Raw genomic sequence first — 18,185 nt, 5'->3', positions numbered from 1 at the left:
TTGTTATTTGCCTTTCAACATTCCCCATAAGCAGCGAAGCTGCACGAATTGCTCTCCGGGTTGCACATAACCACCTTCAAACATCTTTTCCGTTACTTGAAATTTGGAGAGGTGATGGCGTATATACTTCTCTACATCAGGCGATTGTTTCTTGACGAATGACAGCAAATCAACCTTCCCGTCTTTGCGAATGAGCACCTTAGCTTTGATTGTGCGAAAACCGTACTCTTTGCAGTGTTTGGTTTCTACTTTATCAATCCAGAAGATAGCGGTAGCTTTGACCGTATCTGCTGCACAATTTTCGATACTGTCAATCTTTGCAGCCTCGGCTACGGACATTTCGATACTATCACTTTTCTTGGGCTGGCAAGAAACCATCATAACTAGTAGGAACAGTAAAGTCAAATTTGTTTTCATCGTATTCATTATTTAGATGAAGTAAAAGTACAGAATTTCAATAAATAACGGAAGTTTTAGGCGAAAAATTATAATTAGTTTTTATTCCGGAACCGGTTTTTATCCGAATTTATCCGATGAAAACAGGCAAAAGGCAAAAAGAATATAAACTCTTTTTGCCTTTTGCCTATTGATAAAACTGAAAAATGAAATTAACTGTTTAATCTGAAAATAGTTACGGTTTAGCGGAAGTCTTTCAGTTCTTCCTGTAATTTCTGACGGGTAAAGAAGATCCGGCTTTTTACAGTACCCAACGGAAGATTTAGTTTTTCTGCTATTTCACGGTATTTGAATCCGGAAACGTGCATGGCGAACGGAACCCTGTATTCTTTCGGAAGAGCATTGACTACACGGTGCATCTCTTTCAGGTCGTATGTCCTTTCAGTACTTTCAAACCCTGCATCTTGCGGCAAATTAAGATGATAGAGATTGTCAGTCTTGTCGACAAATGTCTGGTCGCGAACTACCTTACGATAATTGTTGATAAAGATATTGCGCATGATGGTATACATCCATCCTTTGAAATTTGTATCGGGTGTATATTTATCTTCATTATCTAATGCTTTCAATGAGGTTTCCTGCAGCAAATCGTTTGCTTCTTCGCGGTCTGTTGTCAGTTTGTATGCGAAACGTAGTAATTCTTCCTGAACTCCTACCAAATCTTTTCTGAAGCTTAAACTTTTCATATGTGTTGTTTTTAAAATGTGAGTATTCGTTGTAAAAATTTTGATGATGCAATTTTAAGATATTTTGTCGACCTTGGTAGGGGGGAATCAGACGTAATTTAGGGGAATTTCTATCAACAGATAGTTTTTAGGTCCTTTTTGATAGTTTCTGGGTGGTATTTTATATCTTTTACGGTGGTCTCAAAAAATGGATAACGATAAATTCTCTAAAAAACGATCACTTAGTATATTAATTCCTATTTTATTTATTATCTTTGCAACCAAATTTTCTACTAATAATGAAAATTAAGGAAATAGTAAGCGCCCTTGAACGATTCGCGCCTCTGCCATTGCAAGACGGATTTGATAATGCCGGCCTGCAAATCGGATTGACAGAAGCGGAAGCAACAGGGGCTTTGTTGTGTCTTGACGTTACCGAAGCTGTGTTGGATGAAGCTATCGCGTTAGGGTATAATCTCGTTATATCGCATCATCCGCTCATTTTCAAAGGCTATAAATCTATCACGGGCAAAGATTACGTGGAACGCTGTATGCTGAAAGCAATAAAGAATGATATTGTAATCTATTCAGCACATACTAATCTTGATAATGCACAGGGTGGAGTCAATTATAAGATAGCAGAGAAAATAGGGTTGAAGAATCTGAAAGTGCTCGAACCGAAAGAGAACAGTCTGATTAAGCTGGTGACTTTCGTGCCTGATGCACAAGCCGATAGTGTACGTGAAGCACTGTTTGCAGCCGGATGCGGAAATATAGGCAACTATGATTCATGCAGTTACAATCTGAAAGGAGAGGGAACTTTCCGGGCAAAAGAGGGAACGCATCCTTTCTGTGGAACAATCGGTGAGCTACATCATGAAAATGAAGTAAGGATTGAAACCGTTCTTCCTATATATAAGAAAGCGGAAGTTATAAAGGCTTTATTGTCTGCACATCCTTATGAGGAACCGGCATTCGACTTGTATCCGTTGCAGAATAACTGGTCGCAAGCAGGTTCGGGAATTGTAGGTGAATTGGATGAATCGGAAACGGAACTCGAGTTTCTGAAACGTATCAAGAAAATCTTCGAAGTGGGTTGTGTACGTCATAACAAACTGACAGGGAGAGAAATACAGAAGGTTGCCTTATGTGGTGGTGCTGGAGCTTTCCTGCTTCCACAGGCAATTCGGACGGGTGCGGATGTCTTTATTACGGGAGAAATCAAATATCATGATTATTTCGGCCACGAGGGTGATATTCTGATGGCAGAGATTGGTCATTACGAAAGCGAACAATATACAAAAGAAATTTTTTATTCCATAATCCGGGATTTATTTCCTAATTTTGCACTCCAATTGAGTAAAATAAATACGAATCCCATAAAATATTTATAAGTAAAATGGCTAGAGAAGCAAAAAAAGATCCGAATGAGTTGACGGTAGAACAGAAACTGAAGACACTGTTCCAACTGCAAACGATGTTGTCTAAGATTGATGAAATCAAGACATTGAGAGGTGAACTTCCGTTGGAAGTGCAAGACCTCGAAGATGAAATTGCTGGTTTGAGTACCCGTATCGACAAGATCAAAGCTGAAGTGGATGAACTGAAATCTGCTATTGCCGGCAAGAGAGTAGAAATCGAAACAGCAAAGGCTTCAGTAGAAAAATATAAGTCACAACAAGACAATGTTCGCAATAACCGTGAATATGACTTCTTGACGAAAGAAATCGAATTCCAGACATTGGAAATTGAACTTTGCGAAAAGAGAATCAAGGAATATTCTGCTGATAAAGAAGAAAAAGAGGCTGAAGTAACGAAGAACGATCAGATTCTTAACGAAAGACTGAAAGACCTTGAGCAGAAGAAGAGCGAACTGGATGAAATTATCTCTGAAACCAAACAGGAAGAAGAGAAATTGAGAGACAAAGCTAAAGATTTGGAAACTAAGATCGAACCGCGTCTATTGCAGTCGTTCAAACGTATCCGTAAGAACTCTCGCAACGGATTGGGTATTGTATACGTACAGCGTGATGCTTGTGGTGGTTGCTTTAACAAGATTCCGCCCCAGAGACAACTGGATATCCGTTCTCGTAAGAAAGTAATCGTTTGCGAATATTGTGGACGTATTATGATTGACCCGGAATTGGCTGGCGTACAAATCGAACACAAGGTGGAAGAAGCTCCGGTAGCTACTACCAAAAGAGCTATCAGAAGAAAAACTGCTGAATAAGGAAAGCAGTGAAGTAAGTAAAGTTACTTTTTGATATATAGTAAGCCCTGCAGTAATGCAGGGCTTTTTTTTGTTTTAGCAAGTGCTCGTATAAAAAAGAATCGATAAACAAACTTACCCTTTAGTTGTTATCTTTTCATTTCATAAAAACCTGAACTGATATGAATATACGAGTGTGGGGCACATCGCTCCTTATGTTTCTTTCAACTGTGACCGCGGTTGGACAGACTGCAAACCGTTATTTGAAAGCTCCGCTTCCTCAAGATTGGGAAGAGAGCGGGGAAGTGTTTCAACAGATACTTCCGGTGGATGACCATTGGTGGAAGTCATTCCAAGATACCAAACTGGATTCTTTGATAGCTTTGGCAGTAGATCGTAATTACTCCGTTGCCATGGCAATCAACCGTATAGCTGCCGCTCGTGCCAATCTTTGGATAGAACGCAGTAACTTCTTTCCTTCCATCGGATTGAATGCAGGATGGACCCGTCAGGAAACCAGTGGAAATACGAGTTCACTGCCCCAAACAACCGATCATTATTATGATGCTTCGTTAAGCATGAGCTGGGAGCTTGATATTTTCGGTAGTATTCGGAAACGGGTAAAAGCGCAGAAAGAGAATTTTGCTGCCAGCAAGGAAGAATACACAGGAGTCATGGTCTCGTTAGCTGCAGAAGTAGCCTCGGCTTATATCAATCTAAGGGAGTTGCAACAAGAGCTTGAAGTGGTAAAGAAAAACAGTGCTTCGCAGGAAGAAGTCCTGAAAATCACGGAAGTACGCTATAACACCGGGCTGGTTGCTAAACTCGATGTGGCACAGGCCAAGTCTGTATTATATAGCACAAAAGCCTCCATTCCCCAGCTGGAAGCGGGTATCAATCAGTATATTACAACATTGGCTGTCTTATTGGGAATGTATCCCCAGGACATTCGTCCTGTTCTTGAATCCAGTGGCACATTGCCCGATTATATGGAACCTATCGGAGTGGGAATGCCTGTCGATTTATTGCTGCGACGGCCTGATGTACGAAGTGCGGAATTGAGCGTAAATGCACAGGCAGCATTGCTCGGAGCTTCGAAAGCGGATTGGCTGCCGAAAGTTTTCTTGAAAGGTTCATTTGGATATGCCGCCCGTGACCTGAAGGATCTCACCAAAAGTAAAAGTATGACTTATGAAATTGCTCCGTCATTGAACTGGACTATTTTCAATGGAGGACAGCTGGTGAATGCAACACGGCTGGCAAAAGCACAACTGGATGAAGCGATCAACCAGTTTAATCAGACGGTTTTAACTGCCGTACAGGAAACGGACAATGCTATGAATTCCTATCGGAATTCAATCAAACAGATTGTAGCCCTGCGGGAAGTGCGCAATCAAGGTATTGAGACATTGAAACTTTCACTGGAACTTTATAAACAGGGACTTTCGCCTTTCCAAAACGTACTTGATGCACAACGTTCTCTGTTATCTTATGAGAATCAGCTGGTACAGGCACAAGGTAGTTCGCTTTTGCAACTGATAGGCCTCTACAAGGCTTTAGGGGGTGGTTGGAGAGAATAAAAATCAATCTATAAAATATATAACCTAACAGATATGAAAAAACTGATGTATATCCTTCTTGCACTGCCTATATTGACGGGTTGCAAGGAGAAGAAAAGTGCAGGAGCGATGGGAGGTATGCCAACTCCGGAAATTAGCGTGACCAAACCCATAGTGGAGGATATTACTTTGACGAAAGATTATCCGGGTTATCTGACAACAGAAAAGACGGTGAATCTTGTAGCCAGGGTGAACGGAACCTTGCAATCTACCTCTTATGTCGCAGGTGGACGGGTGAAACAGGGGCAACTGTTGTTTGTCATCGAACCAACCTTATACAAAGATCAGGTGGAGCAAGCAGAAGCAGAACTGAGAACTGCCCAGGCGCAATTGGAATATGCCCGTAATAATTATAGCCGTATGAAAGAGGCTGTAAAGAGTGATGCGGTCAGTCAGATACAGGTACTTCAGGCTGAATCTTCTGTGAAAGAAGGTGTTGCAGCTGTCAGCAACGCGGAAGCAGCTTTGAGCACCGCCCGTACAAACTTGGGATATTGTTATGTCCGTGCACCGTTTGACGGCACCATAAGTAAAGCGACTGTAGATATAGGAAGTTATGTAGGCGGTTCATTGCAACCAGTCACATTGGCTACTATTTATAAAGATAATCAGATGTATGCTTACTTTAATGTTGCTGATAATCAATGGTTGGCAATGACGATGGATACCCAGCAGTTACCGACTGATCTTCCTAAAAAAATAATGGTTCAACTGGGAAAGGGGGGAACTGAAAGTTATCCGGCTACGCTCGATTATCTTTCACCAAATGTAGATGTGAATACAGGAACACTGATGGTTCGTGCCAATTTTGATAATCCGAAAGGGGTATTGAAGAGCGGATTATATGTAAGCATAACTTTACCTTATGGAGAAGCTAAAAATGCCATGCTGGTGAAAGAGGGTTCTATCGGAACCGACCAGTTAGGCAAATACTTATATGTTGTAAATGATTCGAATATAGTTCATTACCGGCATATTGAAATAGGGCAGTTGGTCGACGGCACTTTACGGCAGGTATTGGGTGGACTTTCCCCGCAGGAACAGTATGTCACGGAGGCTTTGATGAAAGTCAGAGACGGAATGAAAGTAAAGCCACTTCCTGATTCCCTCCCTAAAAGAGGGAAATAAGGTCTTTTGGATAACTGATTGATTAACAAATGCAATCAATAAAGGTGATGTACTTAAAACCGATTAATTAACAAAAGTAACTTTCTGCTCCCTCTCTTTGGGAGAAGGCTGTAGAGAGGCTGCTTTTAAACCTATACATTATGTTTTCTAAGTTTTTTATCAACCGACCGATATTTGCTACTGTCCTTGCCCTGCTTATTGTAGTAGCCGGTCTGGTCACACTCAATATATTGCCTGTGGCGCAATTTCCGGAGATCACACCGCCAACGGTGCAGGTCTCTGCCGTTTATCCCGGGGCAAATGCTGAAACTGTTGCTCAAACAGTGGGTATTCCTATCGAACAGCAGGTGAATGGTGTAGACGGCATGCTTTATATGTCTTCCAATTCTTCATCTTCGGGAGCATATTCTCTGACTATTACATTCGCTGTTGGTACGGACATCGATATGGCAACTGTGCAGGTACAAAACAGGGTCAGTATCGCACAATCATCACTGCCGGAACCGGTGGTGGTGCAAGGAGTCACTGTGCAGAAACAGTCTTCAAACATTGTGATGTTTTTGACAATGACTTCGCAGGACTCTGTGTACAACAGCCTGTATCTGACTAATTATGCCAAATTGAATTTAGTGGACCAGCTGACACGTGTGCCCGGAGTGGGTGCTGTGAATGTGATGGGAGCAGGGGACTATTCGATGCGCATCTGGCTCGATCCGGAGGCTATGCGTATACGGAATATTTCACCGCAGCAAGTCTATCAATCCATCCAATCGCAGAATGTGGAAGTATCTGCCGGATATATCGGTCAGCCTATCGGACAGGATAATAAGAATGCTTTTCAGTATACTTTGAATGTCCAGGGACGATTGAAATCTCCTGAACAGTTCGGAGATATTATTATTCGCCGTGAGCAGGACGGAGCGATGCTTCGTCTGAAAGATATTGCACGTATTGATTTGGGGTCTGCTTCATACAATGTAGTGTCGCGATTGAATGGAAAACCTACGGCTGCTATTGCTATTTACCAGCAACCGGGTTCCAATTCGCTGGATGTTTCAAAAGGAGTGAAAGCTAAGATGGAAGAACTGGCGGAAAGTTTTCCGTCAGGAGTGGCCTATAATGTCACTTTGGATACGACTGACGTCATCCATGCTTCCATTGATGAAGTGATGGTTACTTTCTTTGAAACAACTTTGCTGGTGATACTCGTTATTTTCTTGTTCCTGCAGAATTGGCGGGCAGTGATTATTCCTTGTATCACTATTCCGGTATCGTTGATCGGTACATTTGCCGTAATGGCGGCATTTGGTTTCTCTATCAATACATTAACATTGTTCGGACTGATTTTGGCAGTTGCTATTGTGGTGGATGATGCGATAGTGGTGGTGGAGAACGCTTCGAGGTTATTGGAAACCGGGCAGTACTCACCTCGTGAAGCGGTGACAAAAGCGATGGGAGAGATCACGGGCCCGATTGTCGGGGTGGTTCTCGTATTGCTTGCCGTGTTCATTCCGACGATGATGATTAGTGGAATTTCAGGTCAGCTGTATAAGCAGTTTGCACTGACTATTGCCGCTTCTACCGTATTGAGCGGTTTCAATTCGCTGACATTGACTCCTGCGCTTTGCGCACTGTTTCTTGAAAAGAGTAAACCTTCTAACTTCTTTATATACAAAGGTTTCAATAAGGCTTATGACAAGACGCAAGGGGTATATGACAAAATTGTCAAATGGTTGCTTCAGCGTCCGGGAATGGCTCTTGCTTCTTATGGCGCTTTGACTGTTATTGCTCTATTGCTTTTTATGCATTGGCCGTCAACTTTTATCCCGGACGAGGATGACGGATATTTTATTGCTGTTGTTCAACTTCCGCCTGCCGCCAGCCTTGAGCGTACGCAAGCAGTGGGAGAAAAGATAAACGGTATTTTGGATTCTTATCCGGAAGTAAAAAATTATATTGGTATTTCCGGCTTTTCTATCATGGGTGGCGGCGAGCAGAGTAACTCCGCAACTTATTTTGTGGTGCTGAAAAACTGGAGTGAGAGGAAAGGGAAGGAGCATACGGCTGCTGCCATAGTCAATCGTTTTAATGGTGAAGCGTATATGACTATTCAGGCTGCGGAAGTGTTTGCTATGGTTCCTCCGGCTATTCCGGGGTTGGGTGCATCCGGTGGTTTACAGCTTCAGTTGGAAGACCGGCGTAATCTGGGACCGACGGAAATGCAGCAGGCCATCAATGTCTTGCTTGCTTCTTATCATTCGAAACCGGCTTTAGCATCTGTATCCAGCCAGTATCAGGCAAATGTTCCGCAATATTTCTTGAATATCGACCGTGACAAAGTCCAGTTCATGGGAATTGCCTTGAACGATGTTTTCTCTACATTAGGCTATTATATGGGAGCGGCTTATGTGAATGATTTTGTTGAATTCGGACGTATTTACCAAGTGAAGATTGAGGCACGCGACCAGGCACAGCGGGTAATTGATGATGTCTTGAAGCTAAGTGTGCCGAATTCGGCAGGAGAGATGGTGCCTTTTTCTTCTTTCACCAAAGTGGAGGAACAGTTAGGCCAAGACCAGATTAACCGCTATAATATGTACTCGACTGCTTCTCTGACTTGTAATGTTGCTCCGGGAAGTAGTACCGGGCAGGCTATTCAAGAAGTGGAAGCATTGTTTAAAGAACAGCTGGGAGATGAGTTTGGGTATGAATGGACTTCCGTTGCCTATCAGGAAACCCAGGCTGGGAATACGACTACCATTGTTCTGATTATGGCGTTAATTGTTGCTTTTCTGGTACTTGCTGCACAGTATGAAAGTTGGACCAGCCCGGTAGCAGCCGTCATCGGATTGCCGGTGGCATTATTAGGTGCCATGATTGGCTGTCTGATTATGGGAACTCCAGTCAGTATTTATACGCAAATCGGTATCATTCTGTTGGTTGCACTTTCTGCAAAGAACGGAATTTTGATTGTGGAATTTGCCCGTGATTTCCGTGCCGAGGGTAATTCAATTAGGGAAGCTGCCTTTGAAGCGGGGCATGTCCGCTTGCGTCCGATCCTGATGACTTCTTTTGCTTTTGTATTAGGAGTGATGCCCTTGTTATTCGCCACCGGTGCAGGTGCACAAAGTCGTATAGCATTGGGTGCTGCTGTTGTATTCGGTATGGCCATGAACACTTTATTGGCTACCATTTATATTCCTAATTTCTACGAATTGATGCAGAAATTGCAAGAGCGGTTCAGCAAAAAGAAAGGAAATGAGGATGGTGGGAAAGATACTGTCATATAGAAGTAAAAAACTGTTTGAAGGCTATCTGAAAGGGTAGTTGATATAGTGACGCTATCTGTTTGGGATGGTGTCACCATAGTAAGCAAATAGCGTCACTATCTTGAATGGATAGTGACGCTATTTTATTCTTGCAGGTAAGTACGTTTTTTTGTGGCAAATGAAGCGGAACATTTTTATAAAGATTTGTAATCAGGAATATCCTGAAGGAACGTATAACTCTGATTCTCATAATCCATCCGGCAACAATAATGTTGCATTCCGTTGCTGACAATCAGATAATCTACTTTCAATACCATATTATACCGGGTGATCTGATCGAAAACAGCCTGTGTGATTTCGATATGGGGTGCTTTATATTCCACAATCATCCGGGCTGATAAATCCCTCCGATAAAGTACGGTGTCGCATCGTTTGGTAGTACCGTTCAACTTTACCATTACTTCATTGGCCAGGAGGGCAGTCGGATATCCTTTGTGTGCAATAAGAAAGTGAACAAAGTGTTGCCGTACCCATTCTTCAGGGGTAAGGGCGACATATCGTTTACGAATTACGTCGAAAATTACATTTTTTCCGTTTCGTACGTTTATTTTAGTGTCGAATACTGGTAGGTTTAACGATAACATTTATTATTTTTGTAAGTTAAATAATGGTTCCCATTATTGGGAGCACAAATTTAATAGATAATTATGAAAACAAAAGAAGAAATCGTAGCTAATTGGCTGCCCCGTTACACAAAACGTAACCTGGAGGATTTTGGAGAGTATATTCTGTTGACTAACTTCAACAAGTACGTCGAGATTTTCGCAAATCAGTTTAATGTTCCCATCTTAGGAAGGGATGCAAATATGATTTCTGCTTCTGCCGAAGGTATCACTATGATTAACTTTGGCATGGGAAGTCCCAACGCTGCCATCATCATGGACTTGCTGGGAGCTATTCAACCCAAAGCTTGTTTGTTTTTGGGAAAATGTGGTGGCATCGACAAGAAAAACCAGCTTGGCGACTTGATTCTCCCTATTGCAGCTATTCGTGGAGAAGGAACTTCCAACGATTATTTCCCTCCTGAAGTTCCTGCATTACCTGCATTTATGTTGCAGCGTGCCGTTTCTTCATCCATCCGTGACAAAGGCCGTGACTATTGGACCGGTACCGTATATACCACCAACCGCCGTATCTGGGAACATGATGATGCATTCAAAGAATATCTGAAAAAGACCCGGGCTATGGCAGTTGATATGGAAACTGCAACTTTGTTCAGTTGTGGCTTTGCCAATCATATTCCTACCGGCGCATTATTATTAGTGTCCGATCAGCCAATGACCCCCGACGGAGTAAAAACAGATAGAAGTGATAATTTGGTTACCAGAAATTATGTAGAAGAGCATGTTGAAATTGGTATTGCTTCTTTGCGTATGATTATTGATGAAAAGAAAACTGTTAAACACTTGAAATTTGACTGGTAATCCGGTCTTTCTGAAAATTATATATGGCAAAACAAGAACTGACCTGTGATGACATCCTCAAGGAACTGAGAGCAAAGCAGTATCGCCCTATCTATTACCTGATGGGAGAAGAGTCGTATTATATCGACTTGATTGCAGATTACATAACGGATAATGTGTTGAGTGAGACGGAAAAAGAATTCAACCTGACTGTTGTGTATGGGGCTGATGTGGATGTGGCAACGATTATAAATGCTGCAAAGCGTTATCCCATGATGTCGGAACACCAAGTAGTAGTAGTAAAGGAAGCGCAGGCGGTACGTAATATGGAAGAGTTGTCGTATTATCTTCAAAAGCCTTTGCTTTCCACCATTTTAGTGATATGCCATAAGCATGGAACGTTGGATCGTAGAAAGAAGCTGGCTGCCGAGGTGGACAAAGTTGGTGTGCTGTTTGAATCTAAAAAAATAAAGGATGCACAACTCCCCGGTTTTATAGCTTCATATATGAAACGGAAAGGAGTTGATATGGAACCTAAAGCAACTGCTATGCTTGCTGATTTTGTAGGTTCAGATTTGAGTCGTCTGACCGGAGAGCTTGAAAAGTTGATTATCACTTTACCTGCCGGACAAAAACGCGTAACTCCTGAACAGATAGAAAAAAACATAGGCATAAGCAAAGATTATAATAACTTTGAATTGCGCAGTGCTTTAGTGGAAAAGGATATATTGAAAGCAAATAAGATAATAAAATATTTTGAGGAAAATCCGAAAACTAATCCGATCCAAATGACGCTGTCTTTATTATTCAGCTTTTACTCCAACCTAATGTTGGCTTATTATGCACCGGATAAATCAGAGCAAGGGATTGCAAATATGCTAGGGTTAAGAACTCCTTGGCAGGCTCGGGATTATATGGTAGCAATGCGAAAATATAGCGGAGTAAAGACCATGCAAATTGTTGGAGAAATACGATATGCTGATGCAAAATCCAAAGGAGTCCAAAATAGTTCTATGACAGATGGAGATATTCTTCGTGAATTAGTGTTCAAAATTTTGCATTAAGTAGGATTAAGAATTACCTATATAATCAGACATATACTTTTACCGTAGATAGAAACGGGAAGTATATGTCTTTTTTTGGTATTCCCGCAATTACTTCCATTATAAAAAAGACTTTCACAATACCAGTGATTATTTTACAAATAGATTTACTCCTTTTATAGTTTTATAGATTTACCCATTTAACGAACTACACAAAGTCTATTTTTAGAATTTTGTATTGATCTACCTTCAAGGAAACTTTTTCTTTTCTCTAAAATCATCCATTAGTGTCATTTTGATAATCCAGGAGTATATTTGATTACTATAAGCCTATTTTTTCTAGTTTAATAGAAAAATAGAATATGAATTATAGTGGTAAGTCTTTGTCTTTCATTTATTTATGCTAAAAATGAACCTCCTAGAATTGAAAAAAAATAAATAAGTGGAGATCGGTACGGAAATATTGCAAGGATTTTCTTTTTAGAGAAGATTGTAAAGGATGATTAGAAAAAAATAGCAATATACATTGGTAAAGTATGAGTGGCTCCCTTCCTTTTATTGCTTTTGCAACTATCAATATTTACTTTTGTGTATATATGTAATTACAAATGTGTAGTATATTTATGTGAACATATTCCAAATGTGATCAATGGTTAGTGTTTACAATAATATATTTGTGTATTTACAAAAATAATACCTGATATACAAATGTAGTTGTTGGGGCATTAACAAATGCTTTTATATCTATTATCTTATTGTAAGCCAGCGTTATATAGTTTATTATGTCAATTTGTACTATAAAAGTCTTCTCTATGTGGTATGTATATTTGTGAATACTCCTATTTGAGGTTTATTTATATTATATATGTAGCTGTATATCTGTGTTTTGCATTTTATAGTTAAACTGAAACTATATATTTATAATAGCTCGTTTTATTCTATATACAAGCGTAATATTCGATTTGTATAATGCTCTATACTTTTGTAATATCAGTATTTTTATATTTGTAATTTGCTTTTGTGAATCTAAATATTTACCTTTGTATAATCAATGAGATCGTGCGTATTTTTGTGAAATAGATACATAACACATACAATTGTAATATAAAGAAGGTAGTATGGAAATAAAAGACAGAATCAGAATGATAATGGAAAGAGAAAAAGTTCCTCCTAGAGTTTTTGCTGAAACAATTGGAGTGCAACAATCTACTCTCTCTCATATTTTAAACGATCGGAATAAACCCAGCTTAGAGGTCGTTATGAAGGTTCATCAAAAGTATGACTATGTAAATCTTGAATGGTTGCTTTATGGTAAAGGCGAAATGATGGTGTCTGAAGAAGGAACTTCCTTTTCTTCTTCTAACCACGATTACCTGCCTTCTTTATTCGACGAGAATCCCGTAAATCCGTCCAAAGAGCCGACTCTTCCGGAAAATCGCAAGGAAATGCCGTTAAGAAACGCCGAAAATGCCCCCAAAGAGATTGTAAAACAAGAGATTAGGTATATAGAAAAGCCTGCCAGGAAAATCACGGAAATAAGAATATTTTTCGATGATAACACCTATGAGACGTTTCGACCTGAAAAATGAAGAGTAAAATCGGTGGTTTGAGCAATTTCCTGTATCTTTGCATCCGGAATACGAATTTATACTTTTATATCCATACATGAAGAAATTTATTTTAGATCTGACAGTGACTGAGAATATCAGATTGAATGCAAACTATGTATTGCTAAAATTGACCTTTCAGTCATTACTGCCCGAAATGTTACCTGGGCAGTTTGCCGAACTCCGGGTGGACGGTTCGCCTACTACATTTTTACGGCGTCCCATTTCTATTAACTTTGTAGATAAACAGCGAAATGAGGTATGGTTTCTGATCCAGCTGGTTGGTGATGGAACAAGACGTTTGGCAGAGGTTAATCCCGGTGAAACAATAAATGTAGTGCTTCCGTTGGGAAATGCATATACAATGCCTCTGGAGGCTTCTGATAAGCTCTTATTAGTTGGTGGAGGTGTCGGAACAGCCCCTATGCTTTATTTAGGTGAGCAGTTGGCTAAAAAAGGCCATAAACCTACGTTCCTGTTAGGTGCCCGTAGCGACAAAGATCTGTTGCAGCTGGAAGAGTTTGCCAAATATGGAGAGGTATATACTACTACGGAAGATGGTAGCCATGGAGAAAAAGGATATGTTACCCAACATTCTATATTAAATAAGGTACGATTTGAGCAGATTTACACTTGTGGTCCCAAACCGATGATGGTGGCTGTGGCAAAATATGCCAAAAGTAATCAGATAGAATGTGAAGTATCTTTGGAAAATACAATGGCTTGTGGTATCGGAGCATGCTTATGTTGTGTGGAAAATACGACAGAAGGTCATTTGTGTGTATGTAAAGAAGGTCCTGTTTTTAATATAAATAAACTACTATGGCAGATTTAAGTGTAAACATTGGTGAATTACAAATGAAAAACCCGGTGATGACAGCATCTGGTACATTTGGATATGGTGAAGAGTTCTCCGACTTCATTGATATAGCGCGAATAGGCGGTATTATTGTAAAAGGAACTACTCTTCACAAACGTGAAGGAAACCCTTATCCGCGTATGGCAGAGACTCCTTCTGGGATGTTAAACGCTGTGGGACTGCAAAATAAGGGTGTTGATTACTTTGTGGAGCATATATATCCCCGTATAAAAGACATCCAAACGAATATGATTGTAAACGTTTCGGGATCTGCCATCGAAGATTATGTAAAAACAGCTGAAATCATTAATGAACTTGACAAAATTCCTGCTATAGAACTAAACATCTCTTGCCCTAATGTAAAGCAAGGTGGTATGGCTTTTGGTGTGTCAGCAAAAGGGGCATCAGAAGTAGTAAAAGCAGTGCGTTCAGCTTACAAAAAGACACTTATCGTAAAACTCTCCCCAAACGTTACGGACATCACTGAAATAGCTCGCGCAGCAGAAGAAAGTGGTGCGGATAGCGTGTCATTAATCAATACATTGCTGGGTATGGCGATTGATGCGGAACGTAAACGTCCTATTTTGTCAACTATAACAGGCGGAATGTCGGGAGCAGCCGTAAAACCTATCGCATTACGTATGGTATGGCAAGTTGCCAATGCGGTAAATATTCCTGTCATTGGATTGGGAGGTATTATGGATTGGAAGGATGCTGTTGAATTCATGCTTGCAGGTGCGACAGCCATCCAGATTGGTACGGCAAATTTCATAGATCCTGCTGTTACTATTAAAGTGGAAGATGGTATAAATAATTACCTGGAAAGACACGGATGTAAGTCTGTAAAGGAAATAATTGGTGCGCTTGAGGTATAATTGAAAACATACAATAACCCTTCGCATTAAGTCTGCAAGAAAAATGCTATTTCTCTTTTAAATAGAGAAAGGATAAACAGGCAGGTAATAGCAGATGAAAAAGAAGTTCGTGTTTAGAGGAATTGTCTACGGATAGGATCTTTAGATTGAAGACAAAATAAAAACGACGGTGAGGATTTACGTAATCTTCATCGTCGTTTTTATTTACACTTTATTTTACTCCCCTAATAGGTCGGGACGAAGTTTTTTGGTGCGTTCCAGGGACTGTTGCAGTTCCCATTCTTTGATCTTTGCTTCATGCCCGGATAATAGAATATCGGGAACTTTCCAGCCTTTATAATCAGCAGGTCGTGTATATACAGGTGCTGCCAGCAAATTATCCTGGAAAGAATCGGAAAGTGCGGATTGTTCATCGGAAATGACTCCGGGAATGATACGTACGATAGCATCTGCCATCACTGCTGCCGCCAGTTCTCCTCCTGTTAATACATAATCGCCGATACTGATTTCTTTGGTAATCAGATGTTCGCGGATACGGTAATCAATGCCTTTAAAGTGTCCGCAAAGAATAATGAGATTCTGTGCCAGAGAGAGTGTGTTGGCCATCGGTTGGTTGAATTGTTCTCCGTCAGGGGTCGTGAAGATAACTTCATCGTAGTCACGTTCTGCCTTTAGAGCATTGATGCAGCGTTCGATAGGTTCTATTTTCATCACCATTCCGGCAAATCCTCCAAAAGGATAATCATCGACACGGCGATATTTATCTTCGGTGTAATCACGTAAATTGTGAATGTGTATTTCTGCAAGTCCTTTATCTTGAGCTCGTTTCATGATAGAACAATTGAAGAAACCTTCAATCATTTCGGGTAAAACTGTTATAATATCAATGCGCATAATCTTTTAATTTTTCGCAAAAGTACAAATATTCAAAGATAAACATGTATTTTTGCCTTAAACAATCGAAGAAATATGGATATAAAAGAAAAAATAGAGGAATTGCGTGCCGAACTTCATCGGCATAATTATAATTATTATGTGTTGAATGCTCCTGAAATCTCGGATAAAGAGTTTGACGATAAGATGCGTGAACTTCAGGATCTGGAACAAGCACATCCGGAATATAAAGATGAAAATTCACCCACTATGCGCGTGGGGAGCGACTTGAACAAGAATTTTACGCAAGTGGCCCATAAATATCCTATGCTGTCATTGGCAAATACATATTCGGAAGCGGAAGTGACGGACTTCTACGATCGTGTCCGTAAAGCGCTAAATGAGGATTTCGAGATTTGTTGTGAAATGAAATATGACGGTACTTCTATTTCGTTGACCTATGAAAATGGGAAGTTGGTTCGTGCCGTCACCCGTGGAGATGGAGAAAAAGGCGATGATGTGACGGATAATGTGAAAACAATCCGTTCTATTCCGCTTGTATTACATGGTGATAATTATCCCGCTTCTTTTGAGATACGTGGGGAAATTCTTATGCCATGGGAAGTGTTTGAAGAGTTGAACCGGGAAAAAGAGGCGCGTGAAGAACCGCTTTTTGCCAATCCGAGAAATGCGGCGTCCGGTACATTGAAGTTGCAGAATTCTTCTATTGTAGCTTCTCGCAAGCTGGATGCTTATTTATATTATTTATTGGGAGATAATCTGCCTTGTGACGGACATTATGAAAATCTTCAGGAAGCGGCAAAATGGGGCTTTAAAATCTCTGATTTGACGCGTAAGTGCCAGACATTGGAGGAGGTCTTTGAATTTATCAACTATTGGGATGTAGAACGTAAAAATCTACCGGTTGCCACAGACGGGATTGTTTTAAAGGTGAACAGTTTGAGACAACAGAAAAATTTGGGTTTTACGGCTAAGTCTCCCCGATGGGCTATTGCCTATAAATTTCAGGCAGAACGTGCATTGACCCGATTGAATAAGGTGACCTATCAGGTAGGAAGAACCGGAGCAGTCACTCCGGTAGCTAATCTGGACCCTGTACAGCTTTCGGGAACTGTCGTAAAACGTGCATCCTTACATAATGCGGATATCATCGAAGGACTTGATTTGCATATCGGAGACATGGTTTATGTGGAAAAAGGTGGTGAAATTATTCCTAAGATTACGGGGGTAGATAAAGATGCACGTAGTTTTATGCTTGGGGAGAAGGTTCGATTCATCGTCAATTGTCCTGAATGTGGTAGTAAATTAGTCAGGTATGAAGGGGAAGCCGCTCATTATTGCCCTAATGAAACAGCGTGTCCTCCTCAAATCAAAGGCAAAATCGAGCATTTTATTAGTCGAAAGGCTATGAATATTGATGGATTGGGACCGGAAACTGTGGATATGTTCTATCGTTTGGGATTAATTAAAAATACGGCCGACTTATATAAACTCACAGCTGATGATATCAAAGGTTTGGATCGTATGGGAGAAAAATCGGCGGAGAACATTATAACGGGGATTGCACAAAGCAAAACCGTTCCTTTCGAACGTGTTATTTTTGCTTTGGGAATTCGCTTTGTTGGTGAGACTGTGGCCAAAAAGATAGCAAAATCGTTTGAGAATATAGATGATTTGCAACAGGCAGATCTAGAAAAATTGGTAAGTATCGATGAAATCGGAGAAAAAATAGCCCAGAGTATACTTGCATATTTTGCGAATGAGTCTAATCGTGAGTTAGTTAGCAAGCTAAAGGAGGCTGGACTACAGCTTTATCGTACCGAGGAAGATTTAAAAGGATATACGGATAAGTTAGCGGGACAGTCTATCGTTATCAGCGGTGTGTTTGTCCATCATTCACGTGACGAATATAAAGAGCTTATCGAGAAAAATGGAGGGAAAAATGTAGGAAGCATTTCTGCGAAAACAAGTTTTATACTGGCTGGGGACAATATGGGACCTGCAAAGCTTGAAAAAGCAAAAAAACTTGGAATAACCATATTAAGCGAAGACGAATTTCTGAAACTTATATCGTAAGATAAGAAAAATATTCGTACTT

15 protein-coding genes are annotated in these 18,185 nt (G+C 40.5%); 11 read left to right on the top strand and 4 right to left on the bottom strand.

Features of this window, described 5'->3' with window-relative positions; all coding sequences use genetic code 11:
- Window positions 1-3: 3 nt before the first annotated feature.
- Window positions 4-417: a DUF4891 domain-containing protein gene (locus AAHJ11_RS20355; RefSeq protein WP_259022946.1), complete on the bottom strand. Its 414-nt coding sequence runs from the start codon at window positions 415-417 to the stop codon at window positions 4-6.
- A 221-nt stretch (window positions 418-638) separates the two neighbouring features.
- Window positions 639-1,142 (bottom strand): RNA polymerase sigma factor, encoded by a 504-nt coding sequence (locus tag AAHJ11_RS20350; RefSeq protein ID WP_004303051.1) that lies wholly within the window; start codon window positions 1,140-1,142, stop codon window positions 639-641.
- A 278-nt stretch (window positions 1,143-1,420) separates the two neighbouring features.
- Here AAHJ11_RS20350 and AAHJ11_RS20345 point away from each other — a divergent pair, with 278 nt between their 5' ends.
- The 5 genes from AAHJ11_RS20345 to AAHJ11_RS20325 all read left to right on the top strand — a co-directional run bounded on the left by AAHJ11_RS20345 (window position 1,421) and on the right by AAHJ11_RS20325 (window position 9,367).
- Window positions 1,421-2,515: a Nif3-like dinuclear metal center hexameric protein gene (locus tag AAHJ11_RS20345; protein WP_148366674.1), complete on the top strand. Its 1,095-nt coding sequence runs from the start codon at window positions 1,421-1,423 to the stop codon at window positions 2,513-2,515.
- A 5-nt stretch (window positions 2,516-2,520) separates the two neighbouring features.
- Window positions 2,521-3,351: a zinc ribbon domain-containing protein gene (locus AAHJ11_RS20340; RefSeq protein WP_004295942.1), complete on the top strand. Its 831-nt coding sequence runs from the start codon at window positions 2,521-2,523 to the stop codon at window positions 3,349-3,351.
- 161 nt (window positions 3,352-3,512) lie between these two features.
- Window positions 3,513-4,910, top strand: a complete 1,398-nt coding sequence (locus tag AAHJ11_RS20335) for a TolC family protein (RefSeq protein WP_320975296.1) — start codon at window positions 3,513-3,515, stop codon at window positions 4,908-4,910.
- Between the two features lie 33 nt (window positions 4,911-4,943).
- Window positions 4,944-6,077 (top strand): efflux RND transporter periplasmic adaptor subunit, encoded by a 1,134-nt coding sequence (locus AAHJ11_RS20330; protein ID WP_167511854.1) that lies wholly within the window; start codon window positions 4,944-4,946, stop codon window positions 6,075-6,077.
- 140 nt (window positions 6,078-6,217) lie between these two features.
- The gene (locus tag AAHJ11_RS20325; RefSeq protein WP_320975297.1) at window positions 6,218-9,367 is read left to right on the top strand and encodes a multidrug efflux RND transporter permease subunit; all 3,150 of its coding nucleotides are present in this window, start codon (window positions 6,218-6,220) and stop codon (window positions 9,365-9,367) included.
- A 173-nt stretch (window positions 9,368-9,540) separates the two neighbouring features.
- Here AAHJ11_RS20325 and AAHJ11_RS20320 read toward each other — a convergent pair whose 3' ends face one another.
- Window positions 9,541-9,990, bottom strand: coding sequence for a type I restriction enzyme HsdR N-terminal domain-containing protein (locus AAHJ11_RS20320; RefSeq protein ID WP_004295946.1), 450 nt, complete (start codon window positions 9,988-9,990; stop codon window positions 9,541-9,543).
- Between the two features lie 63 nt (window positions 9,991-10,053).
- Between AAHJ11_RS20320 and AAHJ11_RS20315 the strand changes: the two genes are divergently transcribed.
- The 5 genes from AAHJ11_RS20315 to AAHJ11_RS20295 all read left to right on the top strand — a co-directional run bounded on the left by AAHJ11_RS20315 (window position 10,054) and on the right by AAHJ11_RS20295 (window position 15,193).
- Window positions 10,054-10,830 (top strand): AMP nucleosidase, encoded by a 777-nt coding sequence (locus AAHJ11_RS20315; protein ID WP_004295947.1) that lies wholly within the window; start codon window positions 10,054-10,056, stop codon window positions 10,828-10,830.
- A gap of 23 nt (window positions 10,831-10,853) precedes the next feature.
- Window positions 10,854-11,873, top strand: coding sequence for a DNA polymerase III subunit delta (gene holA, locus AAHJ11_RS20310; protein ID WP_074558529.1), 1,020 nt, complete (start codon window positions 10,854-10,856; stop codon window positions 11,871-11,873).
- Window positions 11,874-12,970: 1,097 nt separating this feature from the next.
- Complete coding sequence (locus tag AAHJ11_RS20305; protein ID WP_074558527.1) at window positions 12,971-13,441, top strand: helix-turn-helix domain-containing protein; 471 nt, start codon at window positions 12,971-12,973, stop codon at window positions 13,439-13,441.
- Between the two features lie 76 nt (window positions 13,442-13,517).
- A complete protein-coding gene (locus AAHJ11_RS20300) occupies window positions 13,518-14,294 on the top strand; it encodes a dihydroorotate dehydrogenase electron transfer subunit (RefSeq protein ID WP_148366676.1) in 777 nt (258 codons plus the stop codon).
- Window positions 14,282-15,193, top strand: coding sequence for a dihydroorotate dehydrogenase (locus tag AAHJ11_RS20295; RefSeq protein ID WP_148366677.1), 912 nt, complete (start codon window positions 14,282-14,284; stop codon window positions 15,191-15,193). The genes AAHJ11_RS20300 and AAHJ11_RS20295 overlap by 13 nt, the downstream gene beginning before the upstream one ends.
- A gap of 216 nt (window positions 15,194-15,409) precedes the next feature.
- On the opposite strand, the gene trmD is transcribed toward AAHJ11_RS20295, so the two are convergent.
- Window positions 15,410-16,087, bottom strand: a complete 678-nt coding sequence (gene trmD, locus AAHJ11_RS20290; RefSeq protein ID WP_148366678.1) for a tRNA (guanosine(37)-N1)-methyltransferase TrmD — start codon at window positions 16,085-16,087, stop codon at window positions 15,410-15,412.
- Between the two features lie 75 nt (window positions 16,088-16,162).
- Here trmD and ligA point away from each other — a divergent pair, with 75 nt between their 5' ends.
- On the top strand, window positions 16,163-18,163 hold the full coding sequence (gene ligA / locus AAHJ11_RS20285) for an NAD-dependent DNA ligase LigA (RefSeq protein ID WP_148366679.1): 2,001 nt from the start codon (window positions 16,163-16,165) through the stop codon (window positions 18,161-18,163).
- The last annotated feature ends 22 nt before the right edge of the window (window positions 18,164-18,185 follow it).

Source organism: Bacteroides sp. 90-K9/2, from assembly GCF_047310725.1.
GTDB classification, from domain to species: Bacteria; Bacteroidota; Bacteroidia; order Bacteroidales; family Bacteroidaceae; genus Bacteroides; species Bacteroides vicugnae.
This window is presented reverse-complemented; position numbering and strand designations above follow the sequence as displayed.

Excerpts from the sequence above, each read along its gene's own strand:
- AAHJ11_RS20325 (WP_320975297.1), top strand. The coding sequence starts at position 6,218 with ATGTTTTCTAAGTTTTTTATCAACCGACCGATATTTGCTACTGTCCTT.
- ligA (WP_148366679.1), top strand. The coding sequence starts at position 16,163 with ATGGATATAAAAGAAAAAATAGAGGAATTGCGTGCCGAACTTCATCGG.
- AAHJ11_RS20330 (WP_167511854.1), top strand. The coding sequence starts at position 4,944 with ATGAAAAAACTGATGTATATCCTTCTTGCACTGCCTATATTGACGGGT.
- AAHJ11_RS20295 (WP_148366677.1), top strand. The coding sequence starts at position 14,282 with ATGGCAGATTTAAGTGTAAACATTGGTGAATTACAAATGAAAAACCCG.
- AAHJ11_RS20315 (WP_004295947.1), top strand. The coding sequence starts at position 10,054 with ATGAAAACAAAAGAAGAAATCGTAGCTAATTGGCTGCCCCGTTACACA.
- holA (WP_074558529.1), top strand. The coding sequence starts at position 10,854 with ATGGCAAAACAAGAACTGACCTGTGATGACATCCTCAAGGAACTGAGA.
- AAHJ11_RS20320 (WP_004295946.1), bottom strand. The coding sequence starts at position 9,990 with ATGTTATCGTTAAACCTACCAGTATTCGACACTAAAATAAACGTACGA.
- AAHJ11_RS20335 (WP_320975296.1), top strand. The coding sequence starts at position 3,513 with ATGAATATACGAGTGTGGGGCACATCGCTCCTTATGTTTCTTTCAACT.
- AAHJ11_RS20355 (WP_259022946.1), bottom strand. The coding sequence starts at position 417 with ATGAAAACAAATTTGACTTTACTGTTCCTACTAGTTATGATGGTTTCT.
- AAHJ11_RS20345 (WP_148366674.1), top strand. The coding sequence starts at position 1,421 with ATGAAAATTAAGGAAATAGTAAGCGCCCTTGAACGATTCGCGCCTCTG.
- AAHJ11_RS20305 (WP_074558527.1), top strand. The coding sequence starts at position 12,971 with ATGGAAATAAAAGACAGAATCAGAATGATAATGGAAAGAGAAAAAGTT.
- AAHJ11_RS20300 (WP_148366676.1), top strand. The coding sequence starts at position 13,518 with ATGAAGAAATTTATTTTAGATCTGACAGTGACTGAGAATATCAGATTG.
- AAHJ11_RS20350 (WP_004303051.1), bottom strand. The coding sequence starts at position 1,142 with ATGAAAAGTTTAAGCTTCAGAAAAGATTTGGTAGGAGTTCAGGAAGAA.
- trmD (WP_148366678.1), bottom strand. The coding sequence starts at position 16,087 with ATGCGCATTGATATTATAACAGTTTTACCCGAAATGATTGAAGGTTTC.
- AAHJ11_RS20340 (WP_004295942.1), top strand. The coding sequence starts at position 2,521 with ATGGCTAGAGAAGCAAAAAAAGATCCGAATGAGTTGACGGTAGAACAG.